The 19597-nt window shown below is 65.7% G+C and carries 18 protein-coding genes and 1 tRNA gene; 9 read left to right on the forward strand and 10 right to left on the reverse strand.

Annotation, left to right across the window (positions count from 1 at the left end; genetic code table 11):
* Window positions 1-56: 56 nt before the first annotated feature.
* Window positions 57-1115: an ornithine cyclodeaminase gene (locus EJ072_RS15015; protein WP_126080383.1), complete on the reverse strand. Its 1059-nt coding sequence runs from the start codon at window positions 1113-1115 to the stop codon at window positions 57-59.
* A gap of 2 nt (window positions 1116-1117) precedes the next feature.
* Window positions 1118-2050, reverse strand: coding sequence for an arginase (gene rocF, locus EJ072_RS15020; protein WP_126080384.1), 933 nt, complete (start codon window positions 2048-2050; stop codon window positions 1118-1120).
* A gap of 131 nt (window positions 2051-2181) precedes the next feature.
* On the opposite strand from rocF, the gene EJ072_RS15025 reads away from it, so the two are divergent.
* Window positions 2182-2622 (forward strand): Lrp/AsnC family transcriptional regulator, encoded by a 441-nt coding sequence (locus EJ072_RS15025; protein WP_042645357.1) that lies wholly within the window; start codon window positions 2182-2184, stop codon window positions 2620-2622.
* 142 nt (window positions 2623-2764) lie between these two features.
* Here the strand turns inward: EJ072_RS15025 and EJ072_RS15030 are convergent, their stop codons facing one another.
* The 3 genes from EJ072_RS15030 to EJ072_RS15040 all read right to left on the reverse strand — a co-directional run bounded on the left by EJ072_RS15030 (window position 2765) and on the right by EJ072_RS15040 (window position 4227).
* On the reverse strand, window positions 2765-3148 hold the full coding sequence (locus EJ072_RS15030) for a hypothetical protein (protein WP_126080385.1): 384 nt from the start codon (window positions 3146-3148) through the stop codon (window positions 2765-2767).
* A 212-nt stretch (window positions 3149-3360) separates the two neighbouring features.
* Window positions 3361-3558, reverse strand: coding sequence for a hypothetical protein (locus EJ072_RS15035; protein ID WP_126080386.1), 198 nt, complete (start codon window positions 3556-3558; stop codon window positions 3361-3363).
* A 594-nt stretch (window positions 3559-4152) separates the two neighbouring features.
* Window positions 4153-4227, reverse strand: a tRNA-Gly gene (locus tag EJ072_RS15040).
* A gap of 261 nt (window positions 4228-4488) precedes the next feature.
* On the opposite strand from EJ072_RS15040, the gene EJ072_RS15045 reads away from it, so the two are divergent.
* The 4 genes from EJ072_RS15045 (at window position 4489) to EJ072_RS15060 (ending at window position 7494) form a co-directional block, all read left to right on the forward strand.
* The gene (locus EJ072_RS15045; protein ID WP_126080387.1) at window positions 4489-4989 is read left to right on the forward strand and encodes a prolyl-tRNA synthetase associated domain-containing protein; all 501 of its coding nucleotides are present in this window, start codon (window positions 4489-4491) and stop codon (window positions 4987-4989) included.
* An 84-nt stretch (window positions 4990-5073) separates the two neighbouring features.
* The gene (gene trxA, locus EJ072_RS15050) at window positions 5074-6066 is read left to right on the forward strand and encodes a thioredoxin (protein WP_126083639.1); all 993 of its coding nucleotides are present in this window, start codon (window positions 5074-5076) and stop codon (window positions 6064-6066) included.
* Between the two features lie 334 nt (window positions 6067-6400).
* The gene (locus EJ072_RS15055; RefSeq protein WP_126063591.1) at window positions 6401-7072 is read left to right on the forward strand and encodes an LON peptidase substrate-binding domain-containing protein; all 672 of its coding nucleotides are present in this window, start codon (window positions 6401-6403) and stop codon (window positions 7070-7072) included.
* 173 nt (window positions 7073-7245) lie between these two features.
* Complete coding sequence (locus tag EJ072_RS15060) at window positions 7246-7494, forward strand: Trm112 family protein (RefSeq protein WP_126080388.1); 249 nt, start codon at window positions 7246-7248, stop codon at window positions 7492-7494.
* 299 nt (window positions 7495-7793) lie between these two features.
* Here EJ072_RS15060 and EJ072_RS15065 read toward each other — a convergent pair whose 3' ends face one another.
* From EJ072_RS15065 to EJ072_RS36770, 3 genes are read right to left on the reverse strand one after another with little or no spacing between them, the layout of a single operon-like run.
* Window positions 7794-11126, reverse strand: a complete 3333-nt coding sequence (locus tag EJ072_RS15065) for an error-prone DNA polymerase (protein WP_126080389.1) — start codon at window positions 11124-11126, stop codon at window positions 7794-7796.
* Window positions 11123-12613 (reverse strand): DUF6504 family protein, encoded by a 1491-nt coding sequence (locus EJ072_RS15070; RefSeq protein WP_126080390.1) that lies wholly within the window; start codon window positions 12611-12613, stop codon window positions 11123-11125. The genes EJ072_RS15065 and EJ072_RS15070 overlap by 4 nt, the downstream gene beginning before the upstream one ends.
* Window positions 12555-13547 (reverse strand): hypothetical protein, encoded by a 993-nt coding sequence (locus tag EJ072_RS36770; protein ID WP_126080391.1) that lies wholly within the window; start codon window positions 13545-13547, stop codon window positions 12555-12557. The genes EJ072_RS15070 and EJ072_RS36770 overlap by 59 nt, the downstream gene beginning before the upstream one ends.
* Before the next feature lie 183 nt (window positions 13548-13730).
* On the opposite strand from EJ072_RS36770, the gene EJ072_RS15080 reads away from it, so the two are divergent.
* On the forward strand, window positions 13731-14168 hold the full coding sequence (locus EJ072_RS15080; RefSeq protein WP_126080392.1) for a metallopeptidase family protein: 438 nt from the start codon (window positions 13731-13733) through the stop codon (window positions 14166-14168).
* A gap of 153 nt (window positions 14169-14321) precedes the next feature.
* Here EJ072_RS15080 and EJ072_RS15085 read toward each other — a convergent pair whose 3' ends face one another.
* Window positions 14322-14528 carry a DUF1737 domain-containing protein gene (locus EJ072_RS15085; RefSeq protein WP_095820644.1) on the reverse strand — a complete coding sequence of 69 codons (207 nt, stop codon included), beginning with the start codon at window positions 14526-14528 and terminating at the stop codon, window positions 14322-14324.
* 29 nt (window positions 14529-14557) lie between these two features.
* Complete coding sequence (locus EJ072_RS15090) at window positions 14558-15436, reverse strand: CoA ester lyase (protein ID WP_126080393.1); 879 nt, start codon at window positions 15434-15436, stop codon at window positions 14558-14560.
* Window positions 15437-16067: 631 nt separating this feature from the next.
* Here EJ072_RS15090 and EJ072_RS15095 point away from each other — a divergent pair.
* The 3 genes from EJ072_RS15095 (at window position 16068) to EJ072_RS15105 (ending at window position 19573) form a co-directional block, all read left to right on the forward strand.
* Window positions 16068-16766: a response regulator transcription factor gene (locus tag EJ072_RS15095; protein ID WP_126080394.1), complete on the forward strand. Its 699-nt coding sequence runs from the start codon at window positions 16068-16070 to the stop codon at window positions 16764-16766.
* Window positions 16754-18325 (forward strand): HAMP domain-containing sensor histidine kinase, encoded by a 1572-nt coding sequence (locus EJ072_RS15100; RefSeq protein WP_126080395.1) that lies wholly within the window; start codon window positions 16754-16756, stop codon window positions 18323-18325. The genes EJ072_RS15095 and EJ072_RS15100 overlap by 13 nt, the downstream gene beginning before the upstream one ends.
* Window positions 18326-18406: 81 nt before the next feature.
* Window positions 18407-19573, forward strand: a complete 1167-nt coding sequence (locus EJ072_RS15105; protein WP_126080396.1) for an FAD-binding oxidoreductase — start codon at window positions 18407-18409, stop codon at window positions 19571-19573.
* The last annotated feature ends 24 nt before the right edge of the window (window positions 19574-19597 follow it).

The following is a 19597-nucleotide window of genomic DNA, read 5'->3' on the forward strand; positions in this document are numbered from 1 at the left end:
AGCGGAGGCTGGGTGAGGGGGAGCGCCCTTCGCGATTTCCAGATGTTCAAAAGCCCTTACGCCGCCGGCTGCATGGCGGCCCTCTCCAGCATGCCGAATAGGTCGCGCGGCTCGTCCGGGTCGGCGAGCAGGTCGAGTTCCTCATAGAGGCCGGTGGCCTGGAGCTGGTCGCGGACGTAGCGCAGCGCTGAAAAATCCTCGGTGGCGAAGCCGACGGAATCGAACAGCGTGATCTGTTCGGGCGCCTTGCGGCCTTTAGCCTTCCCGGTCATCACCTGCCACAGCTCGGTCACCGGATGGTCGGCGTCGAGTTGCTGGATCTCGCCCTCGATGCGCGTCTGCGGCGGGAACTCGACGAAGATGTCGGAGCGCAGAAGGATGTCGCGATGGAGTTCCGTCTTGCCGGGGCAGTCGCCGCCGACGGCGTTGATGTGGACGCCGGAGCCGACCATGTTGTCGGTGAGGATGGTTGCGTACTGCTTGTCGGCGGTCACCGTGGTGATGATGTCGACACCTTCCACCGCGTCCTGCCCGGTTGCGCAGATGGTGATGTCAAAACCCTTGGTCGCCAGGTTGCGGGCGCATTTTTCGGACGCCGAACGATCGATGTCGTAGAGCCGCAGCCGGTCGATGCCGAGCAACGCCTTGAAGGCGATGGCCTGGAACTCGGACTGGGCGCCGTTGCCGATGATGGCCATGGTGCGCGCGCCCTTTGGGGCCAGGTATTTGGCGGCGACGGCCGAGGTGGCGGCGGTGCGCAGTGCCGTCAGGATGGTCATTTCGGTGAGCAGCATCGGATAGCCGGAGCCGACATCGGCGAGCACGCCGAAGGCGGTGACGGTCTGGCGGCCCTCGCGCATGTTCTTCGGATGGCCGTTGACATATTTGAAGCCGTACATCTTGCCGTCGCTGGTCGGCATCAGCTCAATGACGCCGTCATGGCTGTGCGAGGCGATGCGCGGCGTCTTGTCGAACAGCTCCCAGCGCCGGAAATCCTCCTCGATATAGGCGGCGAGCTCGGTGAGGAAGCGCTCGACGCCGATGGCGAGCACCAGCTTCATCATGCGGTCGACGCTGACGAAGGGAACGATGGCGAGGCGCGAAGGCTGGGTCATGCTCAGAGGCTCCCGGAATGGCTGCGGGTTGGGCGGTCCATGATGCGGCGGCCCATCAGGCTGGCGGTGAGGTCGACCATCAGGGTCGCGGTGCGGCCGCGCTCGTCGAGGAACGGGTTCAATTCGACCAGGTCGAGGCTGGAGACGAGGCAGCTGTCGGACAGCATCTCCATCACCAGATGCGCTTCGCGAAAAGTGGCGCCGCCGGGAACGGTGGTGCCGACGGCCGGCGCGATCGACGGGTCGAGGAAGTCGACGTCGAGGCTGACATGCAAGAGCCCGTTCTCCTTCTCGACGCGGGCGAGGAAAGCGCGCAGCAAGGGCGCGATGCCGTGCTCGTCGATGGCGCGCATGTCGTGCACGGTGACGCCGGCTTCAGCGAGCGCGCGGCGCTCGGCTGGATCGACGCTGCGCAGGCCTATGGCGCAGATGCGGGCCGGGTCGACCGCTTGCGGCAGATCCGGGAAATAGCCCTGAAAACCGGCCTGCCCGCTGGCATAGGCGAGCGGCACGCCATGCAGATTGCCGCTGGTGGTGGTGTCGAGCGTGTGGAAATCGGGATGCGCGTCGAGCCACAGCACGAAGAGCGGCCGGCCGCGTTTGGCGGCGCGGCGCGCCACGCCGGACACCGTGCCGGCGGAGATCGAATGGTCGCCGCCGAGGAAGATCGGCACGGCATCCCTGGAAGCGGCGTAGGCGGTTTCGGCGATCGCGGCGGTCCAGGCGGAGATCTCCGGCAGCGCCTTCAGCGCGAGGTTGCCGTGCACCACCGGGCGCGCCGCGGCCTTCTCGACCGCGCCCCAGTCCTCGACCTCATGGCCAAGCTCGGCCAGCACCGAGACGAGGCCTGCTGTGCGCAGCGCGCTCGGCCCCATCTCGCATCCCATCCTGCCCGCGCCGTCCTGCACCGGCGCGCCGACGATCCTGCAGCGCATGATTTTTTCAGCCCTTACGATTGATTGGCTGATTGGATCATCAGGCGCTGGCGGTTTGAACAGGCGAAATTGGCATTTCGAGAAGAATGATCTATCATTCTGCACATCCAACTTGACCAAGATGAGCAATCATGGACGCGCTCGACGAAAGACTGGTCACGCTTCTGCGGCATGATGCGCGGCGCAGCGTCTCCGATCTCGCCATCGATCTCGGCGTCTCGCGCGCCACGGTTCGGGCGCGCATGGAGCGGCTGGAAAAGTCCGGCGAGATCATCGGCTACACGGTGGTGCTGCGCGCCGACGCGGTCGATCAGAGGATACGCGGCGTGATGATGATCGAGATCGAGGGCCATGCCGCCGACCGCGTCATCCGGGCGCTCGGCGGCCTTCCCGAGGTTTCCACCATTCACACCACCAACGGCCGCTGGGACCTCGTGGTGGAGCTCGGTACCGCCTCGCTCACTGATTTCGACGCCGTGCTGCGCCGGATAAGGCTGATCCCCGGGATCACGGGCAGCGAGACCAGCCTGCTGCTGGCGACGCCGCGGACGACAAGGGCGCGGCTGGCATAACAGGTCCATGAGTCTCGGGACGATCGGCGGTCCGTGGGCGTTATCTCCGCCTTGGCTGGGTGGGAACGCGACGGCCCCGGTGTGAGGCCCGGCAGGGCTCGATCACACCGGCAGCCGCATTGCGGGGGGAGCGCTCGGGTCGTCAGCCGTTCGGATAGTAGCCGCCATCGCCGCCGCTGCCGATATAGGTCCCTTGGCCGGAGGCATTCTGAAGCCGCTGATCCAACTCGTTGATCTGCCCGATCGCCGAACGGCCTCGGGTGGGCTGGATGGCGTCCGCCTGCCGCATCAGGTCGCGGGCTTGATCCTGTGTGATCTTGCCGGCCTGCCTGGCCTCGCGGATACCTTGTTTCACGCCAAGCAGCTGCTGCGTCGCAACTCTCGCTTCCGGGTCCGCCGGCACCGATGCCGTGGTTGTGGTGTCGACCGCCGCTCTATGGTGGCGGTGCACGGCATAGGCGCTCGAAAGCGGTATGGCCGCGAAGATCGAGGCGGCCGCAATGATCTTTGGGATGAAAGAACGCATGATGACATCTCCTCGGGATGGAGGAAGCGGGAAACCCGCTTTCCAAAACGGGCCGTCCAGTCGCGTCGTGTCGCGGTGCAGGCCACTCACCGCCGGCGGTTCTCGGCCCCCGGAAGGAGATATGGAAGCCGGCACAACGTTGAAATGCGTTGGCACGCAAATGTTATCCGATGTGATCTGGGGTTGAGTCGCGGTGCCGCGACCTGGCGTTCTCAGGCGACGCTGGCGAAGGGAACCGGCGAATCGACAACCTGCCCGCCAATTCCCGCATTGGCCTGGTCGGCCAGATCCTCGGCTTCGCCACGCGTCAGCCCGATCAGCACCCGGCCGTCCATCTCCGCCGGGAGGTCGAGAGCCAGATCATGGACAAGCCAGTCGTCACACGGGTCCTGTATCGCTGCGAACCTCATCGGCGCTCCCTCGGTCGGCGCATCTAAACCTCCGACGAGTCCGATCGTTCCGGATCGGAACGGCAGAATACCGATAAATGGTTGCAATGCCGGCGAAGTGGCTGCGGCGCCGATTGATCTGCCTGTCCGGCAAGCCGCTCCGCCTCCTCGCGGCTCAGGCCGAGCAACAATATGTCCCCAACCTGCGCCGGATAACCCGAAAGCAGGTCATATACCATCCATTGGCCGCACGGATCCCGTAAGGCTGTGAACCTCATGGCCGACGTTCTTTGATCTAGTATGCCCCAACGCAACGACTGGCGGGAACTGCGCCCCGCGAAAATGCCCGGCCGGATTTAGTTCCGGCACTTTCACTCAACATATAGTTGTCAGGCGCCCGGCAAAAGAGGCTCTACAGTCCCTTCGGCATGCGACCCAAGTCTGATGGGCGGCGGATACTTCCCGGATGACCAGCGCCAACTGCGGCGGCAGATGTCGTCACTTCCCCGGCAATCCGGGCGCGCTCCGAAGGTCAAGAAGATCAAAATGGTCCAGACGCGAAAAAGCCGCGGTGGTCCGCGGCTTTTCGTTTGCTTAATCCTCGGTGGAGGAAACTGGAGCGGGTGAGGCGATTCGAACGCCCGACCCCAACCTTGGCAAGGTTGTGCTCTACCCCTGAGCTACACCCGCTCGCGCGGCCTTGGGCCGCTAGCCGCGCCTATATGGCCGAAGAGCGCGGCGATTGCAACAGGGAAATGACGGTCTTTTTGGAGGGAATTTCTTCGTGCGGCGAGATCCGCTTCGAAAGCGTCGAAACGGCGCGGAACCGGGGCGATCGCCAATCCGCGCACAAAGCTTCCGCGCGGCTTTCCCGGAATTGCCCCGCGGCCTTGCCCCGATGGCATTGTTGGCCGTAAACGGCATGAGCCCTATTCGATCGCGCGAGGACCGATGCCGAAGACCGAAGCCGAGCTCAACGAATTTCTTGCCGATCTCGGCATTTCCGTCTCGACGGTCAGGCACCCGCCGCTGTTCACCGTCGCCGATTCGCAAGGCCTGCGCGGCGAGATTCCCGGCGGCCACACCAAGAACCTGTTCCTCAAGGACAAGAAGGACAATTATTTCCTCGTCACCGTCGGCGAGGAAGCCGTCGTCGACCTGAAGCAGATCCATCACCTGATCGGCGCCGCCAGCCGGGTGTCGTTCAGCAAGCCCGAGATGCTGATGGAGCTGCTCGGCGTCATCCCCGGCGCGGTCACCGTCTTCGGCCTGATCAACGACAGGGAAGGGAAGGTCAAGGTGGTGCTCGACCAGGAATTGATGAGCCACGACGTCATCAACGGCCACCCGCTGACCAATGAGGCGACGACCTCGATCGCCGCCGCCGATCTGATCAGATTCGTCGAGGCAACCGGCCACGATCCTGTTATCCTGAAAGTCTCACAATCTTGAAAGTCAGGGCTTGATCGCCACATGGAAGGCGGTTCCAAAATCCGACAATGACGCGCCTGAAAGCGCGACCGAAAGGGCGACATGATGAGCGACAACAATCCGTATAGCGGCGCGTTCGGCGGCAATGGCGGCCAGTACGCCCAGACGGTGCAATATGGCGGCGGCGACCGCCCCAAGGTCTCGCTGGGCGAGGCGCCGGCGGCGGCCGACCTGATCAAGGACACCACCACCGCGACTTTCGCCGCCGACGTCATCCAGGAATCGCGGCGCCAGCCGGTGCTGGTCGACTTCTGGGCGCCATGGTGCGGGCCGTGCAAGCAGCTGACGCCGCAGCTGGAAAAGGCGGTGCAGGCAGCCGGCGGCAAGGTCAAGCTGGTCAAGATGAACATCGACGACCACCCCTCGATCGCCGGCCAGCTCGGCATCCAGTCGATCCCCGCGGTCATCGCCTTCAAGGACGGCCAGCCGGTCGACGGCTTCATGGGCGCCATTCCCGAAAGCCAGATCAACCAATTCATCCAGAAGGTCGGCGGCAAGGGCGGCGGCGCGCCGCAGATCGCCGACGCGCTGGCCGCTGCCGCCGAGGCGCGCACGGCCGGCGACGTGCAGACCGCGGCCGACATCTATGACGCGATCCTCGAGCAGGCGCCGGAGACGCTGGAGGCGATCGCCGGCTTGGGCGAGATCCTGTTCGATGCCGGCGACACGGAAGGCGCCGAGGCGGTGCTTGCCCGGGCGCCCGAGGACAAGAAGGACGCGCCGGCGCTGGCGGCGCTGCACGCCAAGATGACGCTGGCGGCGGAAGCGGCCGCGCTCGGCAATCCGGCCGAATTCGAGCGCCGGCTCGCCGCCAACCCGGCAGACCATCAGGCGCGCTTCGACCTGGCGATGATCCAGAACGCGCGCGGCGATCGCAATGCGGCCGCCGACAATCTGCTGGCGATCGTCAAGGCCGACCGCAGCTGGAACGACGACGGTGCCAGGGCGCAGCTGCTGAAGTTGTTCGAGGCCTGGGGAATGACCGACGAGGCAACGCTGGCGGCGCGCCGCAAGCTGTCGTCGCTGCTGTTCTCGTAGAGCATTTTGGCGTTTCACAGAAACGCGAAACGCCCTAGGTATTTGTTCTGACGCAATTCCGGACGAAGGCCGCTGCGCACTTGTCCCGGAATAGCGCTCAAAGCGCGTCGCGATCTTCCAGATTCGCTCCATGCGCTTTAGGTTTTGATTTTACGCATGTGTTTATCCCGTTCCCACTTTCGGGAGACATGCTTTGAAGTTTTTTGCCGGCTGTCGCGGCCGGCAGGCTTGAGCGGAGGAGTGCCAGCGCCAGATAAGGGCTGTGCCGATCAAGAGGGTGCGAGAGGAGATTGCAGGGTGATGCGCTTGCCGGCGTTGCTTCGGGAGGGTTGCGGTGCGCGTTGGTAACGCACTCTACCGGCTGGCCAAGGATCTGCCGCCGGCAATCCCGGTGTTTCCGCTCGCCGGCGCGCTGCTGCTGCCCGGCGGCCGCATGCCGCTCAACATCTTCGAGCCACGCTATCTGCAGATGATCGACCAGGCGATGGCCGGCTCGCGGCTGATCGGCATGATACAGCCGAGCCTCGACGGCGCATTGCGCGACGACGGCGAGCCGGAGCTGTGCAGCGTCGGTTGCGCCGGGCGCATCATCTCGCTGGCCGAGACGGGCGACGGCCGCTACCTGATCTCGCTGCAGGGCGTGTGCCGGTTCCGCATCGTGCAGGAGCTCGCGGCGAAGGCGCCGTTCCGGCAGTGCAAGATCATGCCGTTCCTGGCTGATCTCGAGGAGGACCCGGCCGCCGCCGAGATCGACCGGCCGGCGCTGCTCAAGGCGTTTCGCGCCTATCTGCAGGCCAACGACCTCGAGGCCGATTGGGAAAGCGTCAGCCGCGCCGAAAACGGCATGCTGGTCAACGCGCTGTCGATGATGGCGCCCTACGGGCCGGCCGAGAAACAGGCGCTCCTGGAAGCGCCGGACCTCAAGACGCGCGCCGAAACGCTGATCGCCATCACCGAGATGACGCTGGCGCGCGAGGATGACGAGTTTGGGTCCAGTCTACAATAAGTGTATTGATATTCAGGTGAGCCCGGCCTGCGAACGGCGGCTTCCTGCGCTTCCGGTGCTCACGTACTTCAAGTACGCTCCGCTCCGGTTCTCGGAATCCACCGTTCTCGACTCGGCCTGACCTGAATCTCAACACACTTAGGGCCGGGGGAATTGGACAATGGAAAAGTGCGATGCCAGCGGACGGACGTGACGGACGAAAAGCCGAGGTCGACCCGAAGCTGCTGGAACTGCTGGCCTGCCCGCTGACCAAGGGGCCGCTGACCTGGGATCCGGAGCGCAGCGAGCTGGTCTCGCGCGTGGCGAAGCTCGCCTATCCGGTGCGCGACGGCATACCGATCATGCTGCCTTCGGAGGCGCGCACGATCTCGGCCGAGGACATGCTGGCGCCGCCAACGCCGCGGCTCGGCGGGCCTTCGTAGATTTCACCCCCGCCGCCACTTCCGAAAGAATGCCGCGAACTTTCGAGGCTGGCAGGACGACCCCTCCTGTCGTCATCCCAGGGCGGAGCAGCCGCGAAGCGGCGTCGCGGAGACCCTGGGATCCATGCCGTGACGCTAGCTACGAAGTGCAACGGAGCAGAATTCTGCACCGTAGCGGCGCTCGCGGGTAACGGCATGGATCCTCTGGTCTGCGCTGCGTCGCTTCGCTCCTTGCTTCGCCCAGGATGACGAAGGCGTTTTTCACTCCCGCCGCGTTCCCTGTTGTGCTGGAAATCGCCTCACTGAAAATTGCGCCCTTTCGGCATGACCTGTTGTGCGGCACCCGACAGGGCTTCAAGATTCTGATGGACCGGCAGGCCACCGCTTGCGTCGGCCTTTGATCCAACCGGCCGTTCGGCGGACTCGATGACCGGGCGATTGGCGGACTCCAGCAGCACGCTCAGCCAGGAGGTCAAATCCTCGATCCTGTCGGCGACGATGTGAATGACGTTTGATTCATGCTGCAGCTTGCCGGTGACGCGGATGAAGCGGGCGCCCATCACCACCGGGCGGAAGCGGTCGAAGACGCGCGGCCAGATGATGACGTTGGCGATCGATTTTTCGTCCTCCAGCGTAAGGAAGATGGCGTTGCCCTTGCCCGGCCGCTGGCGGACCAGCACGAGGCCGGCGACGGAGACGCGGCGGCCGTCGCGCACCGACGGCAGCTGGGCGTTGGGGGTGATGCCGGCGTGGGTAAGCCTTTCACGCAAGAAGGCGACGGGGTGCTCCTTCAGCGACAGGCCGAGCGAGCGGTAGTCATGCACGACATGCTCGCCGAGCGGCATTTTCGGCAGTTTCGTTTCCGGCTCCAGCTCGCGCAGGCGAAGCGACGGCTGGTCGAACAGCGGCAGCTTCTCGGCGGCGCTCCTGCCGTCTAGCGCCCGGACTTCCCAGAGCGCGGCGCGGCGGTCCAGGCCGATCGAGCGGAACGCGTCGGCCTCAGCCAGTCTTTCGATCTCGCCGACATCGAGGCCGGAGCGCAGCCAGACATCCCTGACCGATCGATAGCCGCTACCGCGCTGCGCGACTAATATATCCATGCGCTCCTCCGACAGGCCCTTGATCTGGCGAAAGCCGAGGCGAACGGCATGCGCTGTCTCGATGACGTCGCGCATCGAGGCGTGGCGCTCGAGGATGCGGGACGGATCGAAGGCGGTGGCCTCCAGGGTGCAGTCCCAGACGGAATGATTGATGTCGACCTCGCGCACCTCGACGCCATGGTCGCGCGCGTCGCGGACGAGCTGGGCGGGCTGGTAGAAACCCATCGGCTGCGCGTTCAGGATCGCGGCGCAGAAGACATCCGGGTAGAAGGTCTTGAACCAGCAGGAAGCGTAGACCAGGAGCGCGAAGGAGGCGGCGTGGCTTTCGGGAAAGCCGTACTCGCCAAAGCCCTCGATCTGCTTGAAGCAGCGCTCGGCGAACTCCTTGTCGTAGCCATTGCCGACCATGCCGTCGATCATGCGCTGGCGGTAATTGCCGATCGTGCCGGTGCGCTTGAAGGTCGCCATGGCGCGGCGCAGCTCGTCGGCCTCGCCCGGCCTGAAGCCGCCGGCGACGATGGCGATCTTCATCGCCTGTTCCTGGAAAAGCGGCACGCCCAGCGTCTTGCCGAGGATCTTCTTGAGCTCCAGGCTGGGGTAATGGACCGCCTCCTTGCCCTGCCGCCGACGCAGATAGGGGTGGACCATGTCGCCCTGGATCGGGCCGGGGCGCACGATCGCCACCTCGATGACGAGATCGTAGAAATTTTCCGGCTTGAGACGCGGCAGCATCGACATCTGCGCGCGCGACTCAATCTGGAAGACGCCGAGCGTGTCGGCCCTCTGGATCATGGCGTAGACGTCCTCATGCTCCTCGGGAAGAGTGGCGAGCACGTAAGGCCGTCCAAACGGATCCCGCGCCCCCGGATAATGGTCGGTGAGCAAGGTGAAGGCGCGCTTCAGGCAGGTCAGCATGCCGAGCGCCAGCACGTCGACCTTGAGGATCTTCACCGCGTCGAGATCGTCCTTGTCCCACTCGACCATCTTGCGCTCCTCCATCGCCGTCTTGACGATGGGGACGACCTCGTCGAGCCGGTCGCGGGTGATGACGAAGCCGCCGACATGCTGGGAAAGATGGCGGGGAAAGCCCATGATCTCGTTGGCGCGCTCCAGCACCTGGCGCGACAGCGGATCGGTGCGGTCGAGGCCGCCGGCATTGGCTTCCCTTTCGCCGAGCTCGGAGGTCGACCAGCCCCAGATGGTGCTGGACAGCGCGCTGCGGACATCCTCCGACAGGCCCATGGCCTTGGCCACCTCGCGCAGAGCGGAGCGGCCGCGATAGCTGATGACGGCGGCCGCAAGCGCCGTGCGCTTGGCGCTGTATTTGTCGTAAATATAGGCGATGACCTCGTCGCGCCGCTCATGCTCGAAGTCGACGTCGATGTCAGGCGGCTCGTTGCGCTCCTCCGAGATGAAGCGCTCGAAGAGTGTGTCGATGCGCTCGGGGCCGACTTCGGTGATGCCGATGCAGAAGCAGATGATCGAATTGGCGGCCGAGCCGCGGCCCTGGCAGAGGATGTCCTTGCTGCGGGCGAATTTGACGATGTCGTGGACGGTCAGGAAGTAGCGCGCATAGTTCAGCCGCTCGATCAGCGCGAGCTCGCTGTCGATGCGTTCCAGCACATATTCGGGAACGCCGGCCGGATAGCGCCTGACCGCCCCTTCGCGGGCCAGGCGCTCGAGCTCGGCCTGCGGCCCGAGGCCGGATTCGGTCGGCTCGTCCGGGTAGTTGTATTCGAGGTCGCTGAGCGAGAAGGTCAATTCGTCGGCGAAGCGCAGCGTCTCGGCCAGCGCTTCAGGGTGACGGCGGAAAAGGCGCGCCATCTCCAGCGGCGGCTTCAGATGGCGCTCGGCATTGGCGGTCAGCTCCAGCCCGACCTCGCAGACCGGCGTGTTGAGGCGGATCGCGGTCAGCACATCCTGCAGCGGGCGGCGCTCGGCGGTATGATAGAGCACGTCGTTGGTCGCCATCAGCGGGATACGCGCATGCTCGGCCATCGCCGCTGCCTGCTCGATGCGGAAGCGGTCATTGCCGCCATAATCCGGCGCCACGGCCAATCGGAGCGCCGCGCCGAAGCGATCTTTAAGCCGGCTAATAAATTCCAGATTGCCTCCCGCGCCGCCGGACAGATTGGGCAGGATCGCCAGCGACATCCGATCGCCCCATTCGAGCAGGTCGTCGAGCTCGAGCAATGTCGCGCCCTTCTCGGTCTCGTCGCGCAGATTGGCTTGGGTCAGCATGCGGCACAGATGCCCCCAGCCCTGGCGGTCGCGGGGATAGGCGAGGATGTCCGGCGTGCCATCGCCGAACACTAGGCGGCAGCCGGGATGATAAGGCATCTTCTCCACCTTGGCCTGCTGCCAGGCGCGCACGACGCCGGCGACCGTATTCCTGTCGGCAAGCCCGATCGACGAAAAACCGTAGAATTTCGCCGTGACCACCAGCTCCTCGGGCTTGGAGGCGCCGCGCAGGAAGGAGAAATTCGAGCTTATGCCGAACTCGGCATAGGGGATGGCGGTCAGCGCGTTCATGCGAACACCCCATGCATATACCAGCGCGGCGAGGCGGCCTGGGGCGCGTTGCCGTAGAGACCCTGGCGGTAGAGCCAGTAGCGGCGTCCCTCGCTGTCCTCTATGCGATAATAGTCGCGGGTCGGCGCCTCTTCCTCGCCGGGCAGTTGCCGCCACCATTCGGCGGCGATGCGTTCCGGCCCCTCGGCGCGGGCGACGCGGTAGAGCGCGCGCCGCCAGCGGAAATTCATCGGCGGTCCTTCCGGGATCTCGGTCGCCGGCACCTCGACCGGCTCGGGCGAGCGGAACAGGCGCACCGGCCGCTCCGGCGGATAGATGGTCATCGGCGGGGCTGTTCGGGGTGGCGCCGCCCGCCCGGCCGCCGGCGCGCGCCTTTGCGGCGCTTCGGCGAAAGGCACGCTCTTGACGGCGCGCTCCGGCAGATGGCTCTCGACAACAACCGGCTTCAGCACGGCAGCCTCGCCGAGGCGGGCGCGGACGCGGTCGGCGAACAGCGCGATGTCGGCGTCATCATCCTCCGCCTCGCCGGTGAGGTTGCCCTGAACCAAGTCGAAGGCGGCGACCGACAGCACGGAAAGCCGCACGAGGTCGAAGCCGAAGCCGGCGTCGATATTCTGCTCCAACGCGGTGAGCCGCTCATGGAACAGTCTTTGGATCAGCCGCGGCTCGCGCATCGGGCGCGAGGTGCCGACGGCGATGCGGCTGACGGCGCCATCGACGCGAAAGAGAAGCAGCGCCAGCGTCCTTGCGCCTTCGCCGCGCCGTTCGAGGTCGGTCTTCAGGGCGACGGCAAGCCGGCTTATGAGCCGCTCGATGTCGTCGGTGAGCATGACCGGCTCGGCAAGATGGCGCTCGACCGAGAGCGGCGCGACGGGAAGGCGCGGCGACACGGCTTCGTCGAGGCGGCCGAGCGCCTGGTCGAGGCGCAAAAGCAGAGTGGCGCCGAAGCGGCGGGCGAGCGGCGCGCGCGGTGCCGCCATCACCGCGCCGGCGGTGCGCAGGCCTACACTTTCCAGGAGGGCGCGGGTCTCCGGCGCGATGCGCAGCGCCGACAAGGGCAGGGGCGAAAGCAGCGCCTCTTCCTCGCCGCCGGCCACGATGCGGTTGCCGTGGAAGCGCGCCGCCGCCCAGGCGGCGCCCGGCGTCGAGGCCAGGCCGGCGCGGACGTCAAAACCCTGCTGGAAGAAGCGGGTGAGGATCTCGTCCTGCATGGCGCGCTCGCCGCCGAACAGATGCGTGCAGCCGGTGACGTCGAGGAACAGCCCGTCCTCGCCGTCGATCGCCACCAGCGGCGTGTAGCGGTCGCACCAGTCGGCAAGGCCTTCGAGCAGGCGGCGGTCGGCTTCCGGGTCGGCCTCGACCACGTCGATCGAAGGGTGCATGGCGCGGGCATCGGCAATGCCCATGCCGCGTTTCAGCTTCAGCGCCTCAGCCCGCTCGTCGAGGGCTGCGATGCGCTGGGTGTTGTTGTCGCGATGGCTGATCACCAGAGGCAGGTGATCCGACGGCCGGGAACGCCAGGATCGCCCCAGACGCTGGCGCAGGATCCGCTCCGCGCTGAGATGCGGGAACCACAGCGACAGGATTCTCTGTTTTTTCCGCAAAAGCGTGCTCATTTGGGTTCCACTCCAGTGTGAATTGTCCGGGCAGGGCCGTGCGGCTCTTGCCGATATCGACCTTGAAAGCAGGGCGGCCGATCGAGCCGGCGAGCGGTCCGGCGACCGTCTCGCGGCTTGCCGAAGGCGCCGCCGAGACGATGAGGCGCACCGGTGCGGCGGTTGGATCGGCCTCGCCCGCCTGGCGCAGCAAAAGCAGTGGACGGCCGGCATTCTGGGCGCGGGCGTGCAGCCGGCGCGTGGCGGTGAGGTCGAGAAGCCGCGGGCTGCCGCGGATTTCGAGGATGACCGCGGCGAAGGCCGTCATGCGGGCGGCCTCCTCGGCGATCCACAGCGCGTCGAGCAGTTTCGGCGCCTCGGAAAACAGCAACTGTTCCGGCTCGATGCCGAACAGGGCATGAAGGCCCCTGGCGTAGGGCAGGCCGGCCTCGTGGAAGATTTCCGACGTGCCGACCCAGAGGATCGGCAGACCCTGCTTCTCCTTGAGGCTCAGGCTTACGAGCGACAGCGCGAAGCCGGCGACCGCGCCGGCATCGCGGGTCTCCAGCCCATGGATCTCGCTGAGCGCCGCCCTGGGCAGGCCGCCGCCAAGGGCGGTGTCGAAGCGCTCGATGCCGGTATGCAGGAAGGCACCCGGCGAGGCCACCGCGAGGCCGCGCCGGACGATCGTCCTGTCCGACCTGCCGGCATGGGCAGGCGCGCTCCCGGAGGGCGCCTGCAGGCGCTCGGGCAGCGTTCCCTCGATCTTCGCGATCTGGCGGCGCAGGGCAAAAACAGTGTCCCGCGCCACGGCGCTCATCGCCATGACGTTCACTTCCGGCAGCAATTGTTCCTGTTATGTTCTTATAGATTCCAGAGGCGCCCGGAAGAGTCAAGCAGAGTCCGAAGGAATTTATTCCTTCGCCTTTTACCCTGAAAGCCCATGGCCAGCCGGCTCATTTGCCTCTATCGGCGCGAAAGCCTATATGCCGGGATCAAAGGACGTTTCATGGCCCGCATCTACAAGACCCGCACTTGGCACGATCAGCTCTCGCCGTCGATGGACGAGCTGGAGCTTATGGCGCTGGAGGCCTATGCCCATCTGCCGGACGAGTTCCGCAAGCTCACCGGCGAGATCGTCATCCAGATCGCCGAATTCCCGACCGACGAGATCATGGACGACCTGTCGCTGGAGACGCCCTTCGACCTGCTTGGCCTGTTCGAGGGGCGCGGCATCGCCGAGCGCTGGAACCCGCAGACCGGCGAAGGACCGAACCGCGTCACGCTCTACCGCCGCGCCATCCTCGACTATTGGGCCGAGAACGAGGAGACGCTGGGCGACATCGTCACCCATGTGCTGATCCACGAGATCGGCCACCATTTCGGCCTGTCGGATGACGACATGGAGCGGATCGAGGAGGCAGCCGAGCAGGCGGCGGCGGGCTGAGAAACTGTTTGGAAATTCTACTCCGGCGGCCATCTGGCGGCGCTTTCTGCGCTTCCGGTGCTCACGGACAAATGTCCGCTCCGCTCCGGTTCTCGAAATCACCACCATATGACTCGCCAGAGCGAATTTCGAAACAGTCTCTAAACGCCTTCCCTACCAGTCGCTGAGCTTGGTGTCGGCTGTGTATTCCTGGCCTTCGACATCCTTCACCACGGCCTGGCCGCAGCGCATCGACTTGGTCTTCTTGTCATAGGCATAGGTCGGCGAGCCGAACAGGTGCCAGCCCTTGTTCAGCGCGGCGGTGACCTTGTGGCAGAAGGTGGAGTCGTCCGGACCGGACAGGAAGCGGTAGAGTTTCATTTTTCGAACCTATCATGTGTATCGGCGCATCATGCGCCGATGACCGCGGCCTTCGCCAGAAGTTTCTCGGCTTGCGTCAGATGCAGCCGCTCGACCATGCGGCCGTCCAGCGCGATGACCCCCTTGCCGGCATTTTCAGGCCGCGCGAACGCATCCCGGATCGCACGGGCCTCGGCAAGTACTTCGGGCGCCGGCGAGAAGGCGCGGTTCGCCGGCTCGATCTGGGCCGGGTGGATCAGCGACTTGCCGTCAAAGCCCATGGCGGCTCCCTCGGCGCATTCGCGGGCAAAAGCGTCGAGGTCGCGGAAATCATTGGCGACGCCATCGATGACGTCGAGGCCGCCGGCCCGCGCCGCCAGCACCAGCTGCATCAGCCAGGGCATCAGATAGCGCCGGTCGGGCGTCGCCAGGATGCCGGTCGCCTTTACCAGGTCGTTCGTTCCGGCCACGAAACAAGCCAACCTCGAAGCCGGATCGCGCCCGAGCTCGGCGATGGCGCCGATGTTGAGCAGCGCTTTCGGCGTCTCGACCATCGCCCATAGTTTCACGCCGTCCGGCACGGAATTGTCGTCGAGCAGGTCGCCGGCCTCGAGGATGTCGCGCGGCGTGCCGATCTTGGGCAGGAGAATGCCGTCGGGCTCGGCCTTGGCGACAGCCAGAAGATCGTCGGCGCCCCATTCGCTGGCCAAGGCGTTGATGCGCACCACCATCTCGCAGCGTTTTTCGGGCCGGGCGAGAATGCCGGCGACCTTGTCGCGCGCGGGAACCTTGTCAGCAGGCAGGACGGCGTCCTCGAGATCGAAGATGACGGCATCGCAGGCCAGCGAGCCGATCTTGGCGAGCGCCTTGTCGTTCGAGGCGGGGATGTAAAGCACGGAGCGGCGCGGGCGGTAGGTGTCGACGGTCATGGCCGATCTATGCCGGGTGATGGCGTGGGAGGCAAGGCGGAGGTTAATCTCCCCCCTTTGAGGAGGAGATGTCGCCGCAGGCGACAGAGGGGGTCGCCGCGCGTGAAGCGCCGGCGTTCTGCGCGGCAAGAATGAGGTCGGCCCTTTACGCGCTAGGACCCCCTCTGACCGCTTCGCGGCCCTCTCCCCCTCGAGGGGGAGAGGGCGACCTGCCTGCACGAAATCTGCAAATCCTTACGGAAAACCTCCTCCATTCCGCCGCGCGCTTACCGCGTCCGTCTGCGACAAGGCCGTCATGCAAAAGCCACACACATCCCGCTGGACCCTGCCGCGCCGGCTCCGCGACGAAGGCTGGTGGCTCGTCGCGCCGCAAAGACTGCGCGTCGCGGCGGACGTCCTGCTTTTCCCGCCGAGGTCGCGCCATGTGGCGGATACGCCGAGGAGGGTCCGGCGATGAGGCTCTTTGCCAACCATGCCATGGGCTCTGTCCAGGCATGCACGGATGCCCGAGCGCGTTGCGGTCTCATGGGCTTGTCCCGACACAGCTCCGGACCGAAAACAATTTCGCACTTTTCCTTGGAATTGCTCTAATCCTGCCGTCACCCAAGCTTACCCGCCGGACTATTGACCGATGCCGCACAACATACTCGTCGCCGACGACGACCCGCATATCCGCGAGATCATCTGCTTCGCGCTGGAAAAGGCCGGCATGAAGACGGCCGCCGTCGCCGACGGCGCGGCAGCGCTCCAGGCGGTCGAGCGGCGCGCGCCCGATCTCATCGTGCTCGACATCGGCATGCCGGAGATGGACGGGCTGGAGGTCTGCCGGCGGCTGAGGCAAAGATCCGACGTGCCGGTGCTGTTTTTGTCCGCGCGGGATGAGGAAATCGACCGCATCCTGGGGCTGGAAATGGGCGGCGACGACTATGTGACCAAGCCGTTCAGCCCGCGCGAGCTGGTCGCCCGCGTCAACGCCATCCTCCGGCGCGCGCGTCCGGCGCCGGTCGAGGAAGAAGCGGACGAGCGGGAATTCGCGCATGGCAAGCTCATGCTTGTCCCGGCAAGCCATGCGGCGAGCTTCGACGGCAAGCCGCTCACCCTGACGGCGATCGAATTCGCCATCCTGAAAGGCTTCCTCGCCCGCCCGCTTCACGTGCTTGGCCGCGACGCGGTGATGGCCAATGCCTATGCCTCGAACATCCATGTCTCGGAACGCACGGTCGACAGCCACATCCGCAACGTGCGGGCCAAGCTGGCGGCAGTCGGCTGCGCCGATGCGATCGCGACGGTGCATGGCGTCGGCTTCCGGCTCGGCCGATGCGGTGGTTGAGCAAGGAAAGGTGGCGGCCGCGGCTCGCCACCGTCGTCATCGCCATCCTGATCGTGGTCATGGCCCTGCCGCTGGTCGGGCTGTTCTTCTTCCGGCTCTATGAGAACCAGCTGATCCGCCAGACCGAGGGCGAGCTGATCGCGCAAGGGGCGGTCGTCGCCGCCGTCTATGCAAAGGAGGTGCGCGCCGCCGGCATTTCCCAGGACAGGTTGGGTTCGCCGATCTCGGCCGATCCGGCGCGGGACAACAACTATCCCTATGAACCGATCGAGCCACGCCTCGATCTCGCCTCGGACGACGTGATGCCGATGCGGCCGGCGGCGGCTCCGGCCGCCGCCGATGCCGCTTTCGCGGCGATCGGCGCAAAGCTCTCCAGTATTCTCGACGAAACGCAGAAGACGACGCTCGCCGGCTTTCGCCTGCTCGACCCGCGCGGCGTGGTGATTGCCGGCGGCGACGAGATCGGTCAGTCGCTCAGCGGGGTCGAGGAGGTGCGGACCGCGCTTTCCGGCGCTTATGCCAGCGAGCTCAGGCTGCGCATCCCCGACCAGCCGCCGCCACCGCTTTATTCGGTGAGCCGCGGCACCAGGGTGCGAGTCTTCGTCGCCATGCCGGTCGAACTCGACGGCAGGGTCGCCGGCGTGGTCTATCTGTCGCGGACGCCGAACAACATCGTCAAGCATCTCTATGGCGAGCGCGGCAAGGTGACGTTGGCGGCCATCGCCATTCTCGGCGGCACGCTCTTGATCGCGCTGGTGTTCATCCGCACCGTCAGCCGGCCGATCTATGCGCTGATCGAGCGGACGAAACGCATCGCCGCCGGCGATCGCGACGCGATCAGGCCGCTCGCCCATCACGGCACGCGCGAGATGGCGGCGCTGTCGACGGCCTTCCTCGACATGGCGACCAAGCTGCAGGCGCGCTCCGACTCCATCCAGACCTTCGCCACCCATGTCTCGCATGAGCTGAAATCGCCGCTGACGGCGATCCAGGGCGCGGCGGAGCTGCTGCGCGATTCCGGCGGCGCGATGGACGAGGCCGAGCGCAAGCGCTTTTCCAACAACATCGTCACCGATGCCGGGCGGCTCAATCTCCTGGTGCGCCGGCTGCTCGACCTGGCGCGCGCCGAAAACCTGGAGCCGAGTGGCGAAAGCACGACGCTTCGTGCGGCGCTGGCATCCTTGCCTGTCGACGCCAGGCTGGAGACGCGGCTCGAAGGCGGCGGCGATATCAGGCTCGGCATCTCGGCCGAGAATCTCGGCATCGTGCTCGCCAACCTCATCGACAATTCGGCGAGGCACGGCGCCCGGCAGGTGGCGATCCATGCCTCGGCCGATGGCGAGCGCGCGTCGATCCAGATAGGCGACGACGGCGACGGCATCTCGGCCGCCAACCGGGCCAAGATCTTCGAGCCGTTCTTCACCACGCGGCGCGAGACCGGCGGCACCGGCGTGGGGCTCGGCATCGTGCTGGCCCTCCTAAAAGCGCATGATGGCACGATCAGGCTGGTTGACTCCGAGCGCGGCACGCGCTTCGAGATCAATCTGCCGGTCGTCTGAGAACCGGGGTGGCTTGCTACGCAATTCCGTACGGAAAACCGCTACACACTTTTCCTGGAATTGCTCTGATCGGAGAAAAAAGTGCGCTACGACATCGTCATCATCGGCGGAGCCATCGTCGGGTCCTCGGTCGCCTATCATTTGCGGGAGGAAGGCTTTACCGGCTCCATCGCGCTGATCGAGCGCGATCCGCAATTCTCGCATGCGGCGACGACCTTGTCCTGCGCCTCGATCCGCCAGCAATTCTCCATCCCTGAAAACATCCGCCTGTCGCAGTTCACCCTGAAACTGTTCCGGCGGCTGAAGGAAACGTTCGGCGCCGATGCCGATATCGGCTTTCGCGAAGGCGGCTATCTCATCCTCGCCGGCGAGGCCGGGCTGCCGATCCTCAAGGCCAATCACGAGACGCAGGTCGCCGAGGGCGCCGATATCGCGTTCGAAGACGCCGGGCAGCTGGCGCGCCGCTTCCCATGGCTGTCGGTCGAAGGCATTTCCGCCGGCGCCTATGGCCGCAGCGGCGAGGGCTGGTTCGACGCGCATGCGCTGTTGACGCTGTTCCGCAAGGCGCTGCGCGACAGGAAGATCGATTTCATCACGGCTTCCGCCACCGGCATCAAGCGCGAGGGCAACCGCGTCACCGCTGTGTCGCTGGACAATGGCGAGACGCTGGAAGCCGGCACCGTCGTCAACGCCGCCGGGCCGAATGCCGGCAAGGTTGCGGCTTTTGCCGGGCTCGAACTGCCGGTCGAGCCGCGCAAGCGCAACGTCTTCGTGTTCGAGGCGCGCGAGAAATATGCAGACATGCCGCTCTTGGTCGATCCGTCCGGCATCTATGTGCGGCCGGAAGGCTCGGTCTACCTCACCGGCGGCGCCGAGCCGGAGGAAGGCGATGTCGCGCCCGACCCCAAGGACTTTGAGGTCAACTGGCCGCTGTTCGAAGAGGTGATCTGGCCGGTTCTGGCCACCCGCATCCCGGCTTTCGAGGCGATCAAGCCGACGCGCGCCTGGGTCGGGCACTACGACTACAATACGCTCGACCAGAACGGGGTGATCGGGCCGCATCCGGAGGTCGCAAACTTCCTGTTCGCCAACGGTTTTTCCGGCCACGGCCTGCAGCAGGCGCCGGCGGTCGGCAAGTCGATCGCGGAGCTTGTCATGCATGGCGGGTATCGCACGGTGGATTGCACGGCGTTCGGCTATGAGCGGGTGGCGGAAGGAAGGGCGTTCAGGGAGCTGAATGTGATTTGAGTCGCTCGCGGCTTTCCTTGGACG

It is taken from the genome of Mesorhizobium sp. M2A.F.Ca.ET.046.03.2.1 (assembly GCF_003952425.1).
Lineage (GTDB): Bacteria > Pseudomonadota > Alphaproteobacteria > Rhizobiales > Rhizobiaceae > Mesorhizobium.

What these genes read in the sequence shown, in the direction of transcription:
- EJ072_RS15015 (WP_126080383.1), bottom strand. Translation starts at nt 1,115, where the DNA reads ATGACCCAGCCTTCGCGCCTCGCCATCGTTCCCTTCGTCAGCGTCGAC.
- rocF (WP_126080384.1), bottom strand. Translation starts at nt 2,050, where the DNA reads ATGCGCTGCAGGATCGTCGGCGCGCCGGTGCAGGACGGCGCGGGCAGG.
- EJ072_RS15025 (WP_042645357.1), top strand. Translation starts at nt 2,182, where the DNA reads ATGGACGCGCTCGACGAAAGACTGGTCACGCTTCTGCGGCATGATGCG.
- EJ072_RS15030 (WP_126080385.1), bottom strand. Translation starts at nt 3,148, where the DNA reads ATGCGTTCTTTCATCCCAAAGATCATTGCGGCCGCCTCGATCTTCGCG.
- EJ072_RS15035 (WP_126080386.1), bottom strand. Translation starts at nt 3,558, where the DNA reads ATGAGGTTCGCAGCGATACAGGACCCGTGTGACGACTGGCTTGTCCAT.
- EJ072_RS15045 (WP_126080387.1), top strand. Translation starts at nt 4,489, where the DNA reads ATGCCGAAGACCGAAGCCGAGCTCAACGAATTTCTTGCCGATCTCGGC.
- trxA (WP_126083639.1), top strand. Translation starts at nt 5,074, where the DNA reads ATGAGCGACAACAATCCGTATAGCGGCGCGTTCGGCGGCAATGGCGGC.
- EJ072_RS15060 (WP_126080388.1), top strand. Translation starts at nt 7,246, where the DNA reads ATGCCAGCGGACGGACGTGACGGACGAAAAGCCGAGGTCGACCCGAAG.
- EJ072_RS15065 (WP_126080389.1), bottom strand. Translation starts at nt 11,126, where the DNA reads ATGAACGCGCTGACCGCCATCCCCTATGCCGAGTTCGGCATAAGCTCG.
- EJ072_RS36770 (WP_126080391.1), bottom strand. Translation starts at nt 13,547, where the DNA reads ATGGCGATGAGCGCCGTGGCGCGGGACACTGTTTTTGCCCTGCGCCGC.
- EJ072_RS15080 (WP_126080392.1), top strand. Translation starts at nt 13,731, where the DNA reads ATGGCCCGCATCTACAAGACCCGCACTTGGCACGATCAGCTCTCGCCG.
- EJ072_RS15085 (WP_095820644.1), bottom strand. Translation starts at nt 14,528, where the DNA reads ATGAAACTCTACCGCTTCCTGTCCGGTCCGGACGACTCCACCTTCTGC.
- EJ072_RS15090 (WP_126080393.1), bottom strand. Translation starts at nt 15,436, where the DNA reads ATGACCGTCGACACCTACCGCCCGCGCCGCTCCGTGCTTTACATCCCC.
- EJ072_RS15095 (WP_126080394.1), top strand. Translation starts at nt 16,068, where the DNA reads ATGCCGCACAACATACTCGTCGCCGACGACGACCCGCATATCCGCGAG.
- EJ072_RS15100 (WP_126080395.1), top strand. Translation starts at nt 16,754, where the DNA reads ATGCGGTGGTTGAGCAAGGAAAGGTGGCGGCCGCGGCTCGCCACCGTC.